General features: G+C 71.3%; 10 protein-coding genes and 2 riboswitches. Of the genes, 8 read left to right on the forward strand and 2 right to left on the reverse strand.

Features of this window, described 5'->3' with window-relative positions; genetic code table 11:
- Positions 1-294: 294 nt before the first annotated feature.
- A riboswitch (glycine riboswitch) is annotated at positions 295-394 on the forward strand.
- A riboswitch (glycine riboswitch) is annotated at positions 395-501 on the forward strand.
- A gap of 58 nt (positions 502-559) precedes the next feature.
- The 4 genes from gcvT (at position 560) to ACVNF4_RS06110 (ending at position 4,836) form a co-directional block, all read left to right on the forward strand.
- Positions 560-1,672, forward strand: a complete 1,113-nt coding sequence (gcvT, locus tag ACVNF4_RS06095; protein ID WP_461801629.1) for a glycine cleavage system aminomethyltransferase GcvT — start codon at positions 560-562, stop codon at positions 1,670-1,672.
- An 81-nt stretch (positions 1,673-1,753) separates the two neighbouring features.
- Entirely contained in the window at positions 1,754-2,131 is a 378-nt protein-coding gene (gene gcvH / locus ACVNF4_RS06100; protein WP_461801630.1) for a glycine cleavage system protein GcvH, read from the forward strand.
- 12 nt (positions 2,132-2,143) lie between these two features.
- Positions 2,144-3,409: a serine hydroxymethyltransferase gene (gene glyA / locus ACVNF4_RS06105; RefSeq protein WP_461801631.1), complete on the forward strand. Its 1,266-nt coding sequence runs from the start codon at positions 2,144-2,146 to the stop codon at positions 3,407-3,409.
- 59 nt (positions 3,410-3,468) lie between these two features.
- Positions 3,469-4,836: an L-serine ammonia-lyase gene (locus ACVNF4_RS06110; protein ID WP_461801632.1), complete on the forward strand. Its 1,368-nt coding sequence runs from the start codon at positions 3,469-3,471 to the stop codon at positions 4,834-4,836.
- Between the two features lie 70 nt (positions 4,837-4,906).
- Here ACVNF4_RS06110 and ACVNF4_RS06115 read toward each other — a convergent pair whose 3' ends face one another.
- Positions 4,907-5,395 (reverse strand): DUF6882 domain-containing protein, encoded by a 489-nt coding sequence (locus tag ACVNF4_RS06115; RefSeq protein ID WP_461801633.1) that lies wholly within the window; start codon positions 5,393-5,395, stop codon positions 4,907-4,909.
- Positions 5,396-5,560: 165 nt separating this feature from the next.
- Between ACVNF4_RS06115 and ACVNF4_RS06120 the strand changes: the two genes are divergently transcribed.
- The 3 genes from ACVNF4_RS06120 to ACVNF4_RS06130 all read left to right on the forward strand — a co-directional run bounded on the left by ACVNF4_RS06120 (position 5,561) and on the right by ACVNF4_RS06130 (position 8,304).
- On the forward strand, positions 5,561-6,061 hold the full coding sequence (locus ACVNF4_RS06120) for an SRPBCC family protein (RefSeq protein WP_461801634.1): 501 nt from the start codon (positions 5,561-5,563) through the stop codon (positions 6,059-6,061).
- Positions 6,062-6,069: 8 nt separating this feature from the next.
- A complete protein-coding gene (locus ACVNF4_RS06125; RefSeq protein WP_461801635.1) occupies positions 6,070-6,444 on the forward strand; it encodes a hypothetical protein in 375 nt (124 codons plus the stop codon).
- A gap of 63 nt (positions 6,445-6,507) precedes the next feature.
- Positions 6,508-8,304 (forward strand): hypothetical protein, encoded by a 1,797-nt coding sequence (locus ACVNF4_RS06130; RefSeq protein WP_461801662.1) that lies wholly within the window; start codon positions 6,508-6,510, stop codon positions 8,302-8,304.
- A gap of 11 nt (positions 8,305-8,315) precedes the next feature.
- Here the strand turns inward: ACVNF4_RS06130 and ACVNF4_RS06135 are convergent, their stop codons facing one another.
- Positions 8,316-10,616, reverse strand: a complete 2,301-nt coding sequence (locus tag ACVNF4_RS06135; protein WP_461801636.1) for an NB-ARC domain-containing protein — start codon at positions 10,614-10,616, stop codon at positions 8,316-8,318.
- A 274-nt stretch (positions 10,617-10,890) separates the two neighbouring features.
- On the opposite strand from ACVNF4_RS06135, the gene ACVNF4_RS06140 reads away from it, so the two are divergent.
- Entirely contained in the window at positions 10,891-11,931 is a 1,041-nt protein-coding gene (locus ACVNF4_RS06140) for a WD40 repeat domain-containing protein (protein WP_461801637.1), read from the forward strand.

An 11,931-nucleotide genomic window follows, 5' to 3' on the forward strand; every position in this document is an offset into this window, starting at 1 on the left:
CGCGGACGACCGGTGCGGGGCGTTCGGCGCAGGTCTCGCGGGCGGGGGCGCCGGGCTGTGCGGGCAGCGCGAGCGCCGAGGTCGTCGCGTACGCCGTGGTCCTGTTCACCGTTGATCGTCCTCCCCTTGGAGCAGCCCCGTCGGTACGGGTCTCCCCATAGACAGTAAAGAGAAGGTAATGGCTCCTGTCTCGCGATTTCATGCGCGTACTGGCACAGGGCGGTTACAGATGCGGCCTGCCGCGCGGCGGGGTCGACGTGCGATGATGGCCGCGCCAACTGCATACCGGCCGTTCGAATCCGCGCGGGAGAGTCCTCAGCAGCCGTCTCGCTGGGGCGCCGAAGGAGCAAGTCCCTCCCTTGAATCTCTCAGGCACCGTTACCGCGTGGGCGAGGCACATCTGAAAAGCGGGCCGCCTCGGCGGTCCCACCCAAGGTGCAAGCCGTGTTCCCCGCCGGGGTCATGGCGAACCTCTCAGGTTCCGATGACAGATGGGGAGGACTTTCCGCCCGTGCGGAGAGCTCTTTCCTCACCGCCGTCCCTGGGAGACGAACGTCCGATGACCAGCAGTTCCACCACTCCGCGCCGTACCGCCCTCGACGCCGTCCACCGCTCGCTCGGTGCGACGATGACCGATTTCGCCGGCTGGGACATGCCGCTGCGCTACGGCTCCGAGCGCGAAGAGCACGCCGCCGTCCGCACCCGCGCGGGCCTCTTCGACCTCTCGCACATGGGCGAGATCACCGTCACCGGACCGCAGGCCGCCGCCCTGCTGAACCACGCCCTGGTCGGTGACCTCGCGGCGGTCGCCGTGGGCCGGGCGCGCTACACGATGATCTGCCGGGAGGACGGCGGCATCCTGGACGACCTGATCGTCTACCGGCTCACCGAGACCGAGTTCATGGTCGTCGCCAACGCGTCGAACGCGCAGGTCGTGCTGGACGCCTTGACCGAGCGGTCCGCCGGGTTCGACGCGGTCGTGCGCGACGACCGGGACGGGTTCGCGCTGCTGGCCGTGCAGGGTCCGGAGGCTTCGGGGATCCTCGGGGCGCTGACGGACGCGGATCTGGCCGGTCTGAAGTATTACGCCGGGCTGCCGGGGACGGTGGCGGGGGTACGCGCGCTGATCGCCCGCACGGGGTACACGGGTGAGGACGGCTTCGAGCTGTTCGTGCAGCCGTCCGACGCGGTCGCGCTGTGGGAGGCGCTGCTGGCCGCCGGTGCCTCGGCCGGACTGGTGCCCTGCGGGCTGTCCTGCCGGGACACGCTGCGCCTGGAGGCGGGCATGCCGCTGTACGGGCACGAGCTGTCGACCGCTCTGACGCCGTTCGACGCCGGGCTCGGGCGGGTCGTGAAGTTCGCCAAGGAGGGCGACTTCGTGGGGCGCGAGGCGCTCTCCAAGGCTCAGCAGACGCCGGAGCGGATCCTGGTCGGGCTGGTCGCCGAGGGCCGTCGGGTGCCGCGTGCCGGGTACGCCGTCGTCGCGGGCGGCGAGGTGATCGGCGAGGTGACGTCCGGCGCCCCCTCCCCCACGCTGGGCAAGCCGATCGCGATGGCGTACGTCGACGCCGCGTACGCCGCGCCGGGGACGGCCGGGGTCGGGGTGGACGTGCGGGGGAGCCACGAGCCGTACGAGGTCGTGGCTCTGCCGTTCTACAAGCGCCAGAAGTAACTCTCCGGTAGCCCCTCAGCAGTACCTCTTTCGTAGCCCCCCATTCATCAGCAGTCCCCCGCGTACAGGAGAATTCAGGCCATGAGCAACCCCAATGACCTGCGTTACAGCAAGGAACACGAGTGGCTGTCGGACGCCGTGGACGGCGTGGCGACGGTCGGTATCACCGAGCACGCGGCGAACGCCCTCGGTGACGTCGTCTTCGTCGAGCTGCCGGCCGTCGGCACGGCCGTGACGGCGGGCGAGTCCTGCGGCGAGCTTGAGTCGACCAAGTCGGTGAGCGAGCTGTACGCGCCGGTGTCCGGTGAGATCACCGAGGTCAACGAGGCCGTCTCGGAGGACCCGTCGCTGGTGAACTCCGAGCCGTTCGAGGGTGGTTGGCTCTTCAAGGTGCGGATCACGGACGAGCCGGGCGACCTGCTCTCCGCCGACGAGTACACCGCATTCATCGCCGGCTGAGGAGTCGTCCCCATGTCTGTCCTGAACACGTCCCTGCACGAGCTGGACCCGGAGATCGCCGCGGCGGTCGACGCGGAGCTGAACCGGCAGCAGTCGACCCTGGAGATGATCGCCTCGGAGAACTTCGCTCCGCTCGCGGTCATGGAGGCGCAGGGCTCGGTCCTCACCAACAAGTATGCCGAGGGGTACCCCGGCCGCAGGTACTACGGGGGCTGCGAGCACGTCGACGTCGCCGAGCAGATCGCGATCGACCGGGTCAAGGAGCTGTTCGGCGCGGAGTACGCGAACGTGCAGCCGCACTCCGGTGCCTCCGCGAACCAGGCCGCGCTGTTCGCGCTGGCGCAGCCCGGGGACACGATCCTGGGCCTGGACCTCGCGCACGGGGGTCACCTCACGCACGGCATGCGGCTGAACTTCTCCGGCAAGCAGTTCAACGTGGTCGCCTACCACGTGGACGCGGAGACGGGTCTCGTGGACCTGGCCGAGGTCGAGCGGCTCGCGCTGGAGCACCGGCCGAAGGTGATCATCGCCGGGTGGTCGGCGTACCCGCGTGAGCTGGACTTCGCGGAGTTCCGGCGGATCGCGGACGCGGTCGAGGCGTACCTGTGGGTCGACATGGCGCACTTCGCCGGGCTGGTGGCGGCGGGGCTGCACGCGAACCCGGTGCCGTTCGCGGACGTCGTCACGTCCACGACGCACAAGACGCTCGGCGGGCCGCGCGGCGGGATCATCCTCGCGAAGCAGGCGTTCGCGAAGAAGCTCAACTCCTCGGTGTTCCCCGGCTTCCAGGGCGGTCCGCTGGAGCACGTCATCGCCGCGAAGGCCGTGTCGTTCAAGGTGGCGGCCTCCGAGGAGTTCAAGGAGCGCCAGCGCCGGACGGTGGAGGGTGCCCGCATCCTCGCCGAGCGGCTGACGGCGGCGGACGCGCGCGAGGCGGGCGTCAACGTCCTGTCCGGTGGGACCGACGTGCACCTGATCCTCGTCGACCTGCGGGAGTCCGCGCTCGACGGGCAGCAGGCGGAGGACCGGCTCCACGAGGTCGGGATCACCGTCAACCGCAACGCCGTCCCGAACGACCCGCGTCCGCCGATGGTGACGTCCGGGCTGCGCATCGGCACGCCGGCGCTCGCCACGCGCGGGTTCACGGCCGAGGACTTCGCCGAGGTCGCGGACGTCATCGCCGAGGCGCTGAAGCCGTCGTACGACGCCGAGGGGCTGCGGATCCGGGTCAAGGCGCTGGCCGACAAGCACCCGCTGTACCCCGGGCTGAGCAAGTAGTTCTTCTCGCGGGGGCACCCGACGAAGCGTGCCCCCGCCCTTTCTGGTTGGAGTTCCCCGTGGCCATCTCTGTGTTCGACCTCTTCTCGGTCGGCATCGGACCCTCCAGTTCCCACACGGTCGGACCGATGCGGGCGGCCGGGATGTTCGCCCGGCGGCTGCGGGGTGAAGGGCTGCTGGAGTCGGTCGCGTCGGTCCGTACGGAGCTGTACGGGTCGCTCGGCGCGACCGGCCACGGGCACGGCACCCCGAAGGCCGTCCTCCTCGGCCTGGAGGGGAACTCGCCGCGCACGGTCGACGTGGAGCACGCGGACGAACGCGTCGAGGCCATCAAGTCGTCAGGAACCCTGCGGCTGTTGGGCGAGCGGGAGATCCCGTTCTCCTTCGACGACGATCTGATCCTGCACCGGCGCAAGGCACTTGAGTACCACGCCAACGGGATGACGATCTGGGCGTACGACGCCGAGGGCGCCGAGCTGTTGTGCCGGACGTACTACTCCGTGGGCGGCGGGTTCGTCGTCGACGAGGAAGCCGTCGGCGCGGATCGCATCAAGCTCGACGACACGGCCCTCAAGTACCCCTTCCGCACCGGGGACGAACTCCTGCGGCTCGCCCGGGAGACGGGGCTGTCCATCTCCTCCCTGATGCTGGAGAACGAGCGGGCCTGGCGCACCGAGGACGAGATCCGGGCCGGGCTCCTCGACATCTGGCACGTCATGCAGGCGTGCGTGTCGCGGGGTCTGTCCCGGGAGGGAATTCTCCCCGGGGGCCTGCGCGTTCGCCGTCGCGCCTCCATGACGGCCCGTCAACTCCGGGCCGAGGGCGATCCGTTGGCCCGCTCCATGGAGTGGATCACGCTGTACGCCATGGCCGTGAACGAGGAGAACGCGGCGGGCGGGCGAGTGGTGACCGCCCCCACGAACGGCGCCGCCGGGATCATTCCGGCCGTCCTGCACTACTACATCAACTTCGTCCCCGGCGCCGACGAGGACGGCGTGGTCCGCTTCCTGCTGGCCGCCGGCGCCATCGGCATGCTCTTCAAGGAGAACGCCTCCATCTCCGGCGCCGAGGTCGGCTGCCAGGGCGAGGTCGGCTCCGCCTGCTCCATGGCCGCAGGCGCCCTCGCGGAAGTCCTCGGCGGATCCCCCGAACAGGTCGAGAACGCCGCCGAGATCGGGATGGAACACAACCTCGGCCTCACCTGCGACCCCGTCGGCGGGCTCGTCCAGATCCCCTGCATCGAGCGGAACGGGATGGCCGCGGTGAAGGCGGTCACCGCGGCGCGGATGGCCATGCGGGGGGACGGGTCGCACAAGGTGTCTCTGGACAAGGTCATCAAGACCATGAAGGAGACGGGGGCGGATATGAGCGTGAAGTACAAGGAGACTGCGCGGGGTGGGTTGGCGGTCAATATCATCGAGTGCTGAAAGAACCCCGGCAGGGACTCAGTTTGCCGATCGGCGGGCTACGGCTGCCAGCTGGGGATCCGTGCGGCCGTCACTGTCGTTCGGCGGTGAGGGACAGGTCGTGGATTATGAAGTGGAGTTGTACATCGTCCGTCGACTCCGTCCACAGTCCGTCGGCGTCGAGGACGGAGGCCGCGACCGTCCGGGCCTCGGCGACGAGTTCGGGGGTGTGGGTGAAGCCTGGCCAGGGGAGGACGGGGTAGTCGTTCTCCTCGCCGAACTGCCGCACTCTTTCCATGTCGCCCACGGCGGCGTGCGGGAGCGACGCGTTGGCCCAGGACCACAGCCAGGTCTGCTGGGAGACGCTGACGCTGCCGATCATGGTGAGCCGGCCGGTGAGGAACACCTTGCCGTCGCGTGACCATGTGATCCGCGCGTCGTCCAGCGACCAGTCGTACTGCACGTCCCCCGACAGGCCGAAGCGCTCGACCATGAGTGCCTGCCGCGAGCGGGCACGCTCCCGAGCCGCGAGCACGACCGATTCCCAGCCGGAGTGGTCATGCTTCGAGCGGTCGTCCACGGCGCCTCCTCGTGCGGAACTGTCGGCAAGATCCTGCCACCCCGGCCCGTGGCCGGGACCGTCGCGGGGCTGGAGGGGGGCGGAGCATAGGATTCCGGCGACCCCGGGGGAACCGGTGGTCCCGGGAGAACCGGTAGTAACGCCTTGCAGAAACGAGGGAACCCCATGTCCGACGAGCGCTTCGAGGTGGCCCGCGAGATAGCCGCGCCGCCGGCCCGCGTGTTCGCCGTCCTCACCGATCCGCGGGGCCATGTCGCCATCGACAGCTCCGGCATGCTCCAGTCCGCCGACGGGGAGCGGGTGTCGAAGGCGGGGGACTCCTTCGTCGTCCACATGGACCGGGAGGCGCTGGGCGACCGTCCGCTCGGGCGGTACGACGTGACGGTGGTGATCACCGCGTACGACGAGGACGCGCTGATCGAGTGGACCCCCGTCTCCCCCGGCCTCAAGCCGGACATCGACCACCGGTACGGGTACCTCCTGCGTCCCACCGCCACCGGCACGCTCGTGACCTCGTACTACGACTGGAGCCAGATCCACGAGCGGTACCGCGAGGCCGGTATCTTCCCGATCCTCCAGGAGTCCGCCCTGCGCGCGACCCTCGGCATCCTCGCCCGCACGGTCGAGAACCCCGCGTCCGCTGCCTGGACGCCGGGCACATCCTGATCGACGTCATGGAGTCCGTGGACGACCCCCTCACCGGCCTGCCCCACCGGCAGTCCCGGGGCTGCTCCTCCCCTGTCACGGACGGGACTTGGTTCTGGCGCCTCGACCTGCCGCACTACGTGAGGGGACGGGCGTATCGCATGCCGGCTCTCGTCGGCGAGCGGTTCGCCGCCGTCCACGACGCCGTCATGCCTGTCATCGGCTGGAGTTCGGCTGCTCCCTGGACGCTGCCGGACGTCGTCCTCGAACCCACCCCCCGACCCGGCCCCACCCGGGCCGAGTTCGACGCCGCCCTCCTCGAACAGTCCCGCCGACGGCCGCACGGCTCCTGGTCCCGGCCCCGCAAGCCGAGGGAACCGAAACCGCCCGATAGCATCGGATGATCTCCCGCCGAACAGCGGGCGGCGTGCGAGTGTCGAGGGGGCGGTGGGGTGGGCTGGTTGCGGGTGCCCGTGGGGGTGGACGCGGAGCGGTGGGTGACGCGGACGGGGTGTCGGCGCGTCCTCCTCGTCGTCCACAACGTCACTTCCGCGACACGGCTGTTGGACGTGCTGCCCCTGTTCCACAGCGATGTGCGGGTGCAGTTGTTCGCGACCTGCACGGGGTCTTCGCCGTTTCTCGCCGGGGTGCCCGAGTTGTTGGCGGGGGTGGGGGTGCCGGTGGTGCCTTGGGAGCAGGCGAAGGGGGAGGAGTTCGATCTGGCGGTGTCGGCCAGTTATGGGGGTGAACTGGGCGATATCCAGGCGAAGTTGGTCATACTCTCCCACGGAGTCGGATATAATAAGAGGCTAGCCACGCCGGAACGCCGGAACGCCGGAACGCCGGAACGCCGGAACGCCGGAACGCCGGAACGCCGGAACGCCGGAACGCCGGAACGGTCAGGGCAGGCGCCGGTGTTCGGCCTCTCGTCCGACTGGCTGTTGCGTGAGGACGGGCGTCCTCTGGCGACGGCGACCGTGTTGTCGCATCCCGAACAGCTGGACAGGCTCAGGGAGTCGGTGCCGCAGGCGGCGGAGACGGCGGCTCTGGCCGGGGACCCCTGTTACGACCGGATCCTCGCGGCCCTCCCCCAACGGAACCGATTCCGGCGGGCGTTGGGGGTGACTCCCGGACAGAAGCTGGTCGTGGTCAGCTCGACGTGGGGGCCCCGCTCCCTGTTCGGCGGCGACGCGCGGGCGGACGACGATCTCCTCCCCTGGCTGCTGTCCCGCCTCCCGGCGGAGCTCCCGACGGACGAGTACCGCGCGGTGGCGGTGCTGCACCCGAACATCTGGCACGGTCACGGCCGAGGCCAGCTCAGGGCCTGGCTGGACGACGCCTGCCGGGCGGGCCTGCACCTCGCCGACCCCCTCGAAGGCTGGCGGCAGGCCCTGATCGCGGCGGACTGCGTCCTCGGCGACCACTCCAGCGTCACGTACTACGCGGCGTCCATCGGCGTCCCCGTGCTCCTCGGCGCCTTCCCGCAGCAGGACCTGGCCCCGGACTCCCCGGTCGCCGCCCTCGGCCGCACGGCCCCGCATCTCACCCGGCACACCGGCCTGCGCGCCCAGATCGACCGGACGATCGCCGAACACGACCCCGCCCGTTACAAGGACCTCGCGGACCAGACGAGTTCGTCGCCCGGCGAGTCGGCCGCCCTCCTTCGGCGCCTGTTCTACGGCCTGTTGGACCTTCCCGAACCGTACGCGCGCCCCGCCCTCCTCGACCCCCTCCCCCTCCCACCGCACACCCCGGTTCAACTCACGGCCCCGGTGCGCGTGTTCACCCACCGCCCGGACACCGGCCGCCCGACGGTCGAGGTCACTCGGCACGCCGTGACCGGCGACTCCCCCGACCCCCACGTCACCGCCGACGCCGCCCACACGGTCGTCGACGAGGAGACCCGCGAGAGCGGCCGGCTGACGCTCGCCGACATCGTCGTACGCCGCGCCGACGCGGACGACCCGCGCCTCGGCCCGCCTGCCGCGTGGACGGCGGAGACGCTCGCGCGGTATCCGTACTGCGGGATGGCGGTCTACGTGGACGGCCCGGACCGGTGTGTGGCAGGGACCCGGGAGGGGACGGTCGTACGGCTGACGGCGGCACCGGAGCCGGACGGCAGGGTCGATCTGTGCGATCCGGCGGCGTACGCGTCGGCGTTGTACGCATGGCTGTCCGAAGGGGGCGGCATGCCCGGGGAGTTGACGGTGTGGACGGGCGCTCGGGCGCACCGGGTCACCGTCACGCCCTCACCCCTGAACTGAACTCCGGCGGCTCACGCCTCCAGTTCGGCCAGCCGCTCCCGCACCCGCTCCACCCCCGCCGAGTCCCTGTTCTCCTCGTAGCACTCGCCGGCGACCGCCAGGTCGGCCGCTTCCTCGGCGGACCGCCCCGCACGCCGGTACACGTCCGCGCGTACCTCGATCGCGTCGGCGCGCTGGGGCCCGGCGCCCTCGGCCGTCATGATGTCGACGGCCTTGTCGAGGCAGACGAGGGCCTGTTCGAGGTCCCCGGTGCTGCGGTGCAGTTCGCCGAGGCACATGTAGACGCGGCCCTGGTTGTGGGTGTCGCCGAGTGAACGGAACGCCACGAGGGCGCCGTTGAGCCGTGCGAGGGCGGCGGCGGAGTCGCCCGCGCCGGTCTCCGCGCGTCCGGTGTGCAGGTCGAGGAGGGCGATGGCGCGCTCCTTGTCCCGCCGGCCGTCGTCGCCTTCGGAGACGCGTTCCCAGATCGCGCGGGCCTCCTGGAAGCGGCGGGCGGCCTCTCCCCAGTGCCAGAGGCGGAGTTGGAGCAGTCCGGCCGTCTCCACGGCGCTGGCCTCACCCCGGTGGTGGCCGCAGGCGCGGTCGGCGGCGACGGCCTCGGCGAGCGCTTCCTCGGCGTCGGCGGCCCTCCCGACTCCCATGTACGCGAAGGCGAGTTGGACCAGCATCCGGCCGAGCGCACGAGGCTCGCCGAACTCCTCGGCCTGGCGGCGTGCGGCCTCGACGCCCAGGAGGTGGGTGTCGATCCACTGCGCGTGGAACCCGAGCCGCAGGTGGAGGCTCCAGGTCGCCTCGCACAACTGCCAGACGAGGTCGTCGAATCCGTGGTGCGCGGCGGCCCGGATCGCGGCGGCGATGTTCTCCCGCTCCCGGCTCAGCTCCTCCAACGCCCGCTTGCTGTCGCCGGGTTGGTCGTTCTGCGTGAACCCTCGGTAGGCGGCCCCGACCCGCCACCGCAGCGGCATCACCCGAAAGTCGGCGCTCGCCGTGGACTTGAGGAGCGCCACGGCGACTCGCCTTGCCGACGCGGCCGTTCGGCTGTGGCCGTCCTCGGCGAGGGCCAACTCCCGTGCGTGTGCGCGGGCGGCGTCGTGGAAGCGGTAGCGCTCTTCCTCGATCTCGGTCAACAGGTGGACGTGGGCGAGGTGTTCGAGCCGGGTGCGGGCCTGGTCCTCGGTCACTCCGGCGGCGTGCGCGGCGAGGGGGACGGTGAGGGCGGGCCAGGCCCAGGAGCCGAGGGCGCGGTAGAACGCGGCGTCTTCCGGGGGGAGTTCGCGGTAGGAGACGTCGTGGGCGAGGCGTACGGGGTCGCTGGTCATCGCTGCGCCTTCTTCCTCGGGCCGTCGTAGTTCCTGGGCCACCCGTGCCCAGCTCAGGTGGGTGCGGGTGGCGAGTCCGGCGCCGGTCGTGCACACCGCGAGCGGGTAGCCGCCGGTGCCCTCGGCGACCGCGCGGACGTCCGCTTCCGGGGCGGCTCTTCCCACCGTACGCGTGAGGAGGAGCATCGAGTCCTCGGTCGACAGCGGCTCGACGGTGCGGGGGCGGGCGCCGTGGTGGGCGATGAGCCGTCCGAGCCGGTGCCGGCTCGTGACGAGGACAGCCGAGGTGGGTGAGGCGGGGATCAGCGGCAGGACCTGGGCGTCGTCGTGCGCGTTGTCGAGGACGACGAGGAGGCGCAGGCCGGCCGTCAGGGTGCGGTACAGGTCGCGTTGGCGGGCCTCGTCGCCGGGTACCCGGTCGGGGGTGACGCCGAGTGCTCCGAGGAAGCTGGCGAGGACTTCGGAGGGGGTGAGGGCGGTGGTGGCGGAGTCTCCGGCGAGGTCGACGAAGAGGACGCCGTCGGGAAAGCGGTCCCTGAGCCGGTGGGCGCCCCGGACGGCCACGGCGGTCTTGCCTATGCCGCCGGGGCCGGTGAGGACGCCGACGGCCGGGGCACCGGTGTCGGCTTCGCCGGGCAGCGCCTCGATCCACTCCACGACGTCGTCGCGGTCCGTGAACACGGCGGTCAGCGGGGGCAGCATGCGGGGGCGGATGGCGGCGACCTCGGTGGTGCGGCGGTCGAGCCGTGACACCTCGCGCAGCCATGCGCTCACCTCGTCGGCGAACTCCGGCGAGGTGCGGGCGAGTTCGAGCAGGTCGCGGGCGGCGTCGGCGCGGGCCGAGGCGGTGACCGGGAGGGTGGTGTCCGTCTCGGGCCGGGCTCGGCCGAGCAGTCCGTGGAGCCGTTCGGAGACCCGCCGTCCCGTCTCGCCGCCCGCGCCGGACAAGGCACCGGAGGCGACCGTACCGACCGCCGAGATCGCCAACCCCATCAACGCTTCCACGTGGATCGCCCCCAACTCGCCGTTGCGGAAATCGTATCCACAAGATCTCTGTGTGGGGCAGCGAGGCAGAAGATGGCACTTTCCTTACTGTGTGCAATTAATCACGCACAATCCGCTACCGTTCCTCCTGTGACTGGCTTGCAAGCCGCGCTCCGGGGACCGCTGGGAAGCGGTGTCTCCGAGGTGCTGAATCTCTCCGCTCCCCCGGCCGTGGATCCCGCCTTCCCCGCGCTTCGCAAGACCGCCGAGACCGGGAGGTCAAGTGCCGCGCACTGACGGCGGGTTGGTGAGACAGGTACGGACACCGCCAGCGGAGCCGGGAGACACGCACACGCACGGCCGCCCCCGCCGACTCCCCCCACCCGTACGCCCGAACCCCCACTGGCTCCCCGGCCTCCTCACCACCCTCGCCCTCGTCCTCACCTGTCTCACCACGGCAGCGGCGCAGGGCGTGCTCCCGGCGCCCTGGGCCGACGGCTCCCCCTCAAGGCGCCCTGCGGTGCGGGAGCGGTGGGCGGAGGTCGGGGTGCTGCGGCTTCAAGTCGGGGCGGAGGGTGTGGTGTTCTCCCCGGCGGACCGGCGCCGGCTGGTCGCGGTCGGCGGAGGCGGGGTGGAGGCGTGGGACGTGGCGGACGCCGCGCGGCCGGTCAGGGTGCACGTCTCGCGCATGGCGGACGTGGGCGCGGTGTCGGCGCTGGGGGTCGACGCGGACGGCCGGACGGTGTTCGCCGCCTCGGACGAGCAACTGATCACCTGGGAGGCCGGGTTGGGGGTGCTCACCCGGCTGGAGTTCGCTCCTGAGGTCAGGGACGTGAAGGCGTTGCGCAAACGCACCGAGAGCCTCGATCTGGTGGTCCGGCGCTCCCGGAATCTGACGGTTCTTCAGGAGGCCGCCGCGACGGACGGCGTCGCCCGTGAGAGCTTCATGACGACGGCGAGTTTCGCGGAGGGCGCGCACGCCGCGCAGTTCTCGCCGGACGGCAACACCCTCGCTCTGGCTGACGACTTGGGGAACGTGCAGCTCTGGGACCTCTCCCGGAACTACGAACCCACCCCGAGGGGACGGCCGTTGAACACCGGGGCCCGGCTGCCCCGGGCCGTCGCGTTCAGCCCGGACGCCACGCTCCTCGCGGTGATCGGCAGGGACGAGGTCGTCCGGCTCTGGGACGTCACCCATCCGGACCGTCCCCGTCACCTCGGCAGCCCTGCCCGGCTCCCCGCCAGATCGGTCGCGTTCAGTGCGGACGCGCGGCTGGTGGCGACGGCGGGGGCGGACGGCAGGGTGGCGTTGTGGCGGCGGTGA

The sequence above is a fragment of the Streptomyces sp. S6 genome (assembly GCF_054880855.1).

What these genes read in the sequence shown, in the direction of transcription:
- ACVNF4_RS06135 (WP_461801636.1), bottom strand. Translation starts at nt 10,616, where the DNA reads ATGGGGTTGGCGATCTCGGCGGTCGGTACGGTCGCCTCCGGTGCCTTG.
- ACVNF4_RS06120 (WP_461801634.1), top strand. Translation starts at nt 5,561, where the DNA reads ATGTCCGACGAGCGCTTCGAGGTGGCCCGCGAGATAGCCGCGCCGCCG.
- gcvH (WP_461801630.1), top strand. Translation starts at nt 1,754, where the DNA reads ATGAGCAACCCCAATGACCTGCGTTACAGCAAGGAACACGAGTGGCTG.
- glyA (WP_461801631.1), top strand. Translation starts at nt 2,144, where the DNA reads ATGTCTGTCCTGAACACGTCCCTGCACGAGCTGGACCCGGAGATCGCC.
- ACVNF4_RS06125 (WP_461801635.1), top strand. Translation starts at nt 6,070, where the DNA reads ATGGAGTCCGTGGACGACCCCCTCACCGGCCTGCCCCACCGGCAGTCC.
- gcvT (WP_461801629.1), top strand. Translation starts at nt 560, where the DNA reads ATGACCAGCAGTTCCACCACTCCGCGCCGTACCGCCCTCGACGCCGTC.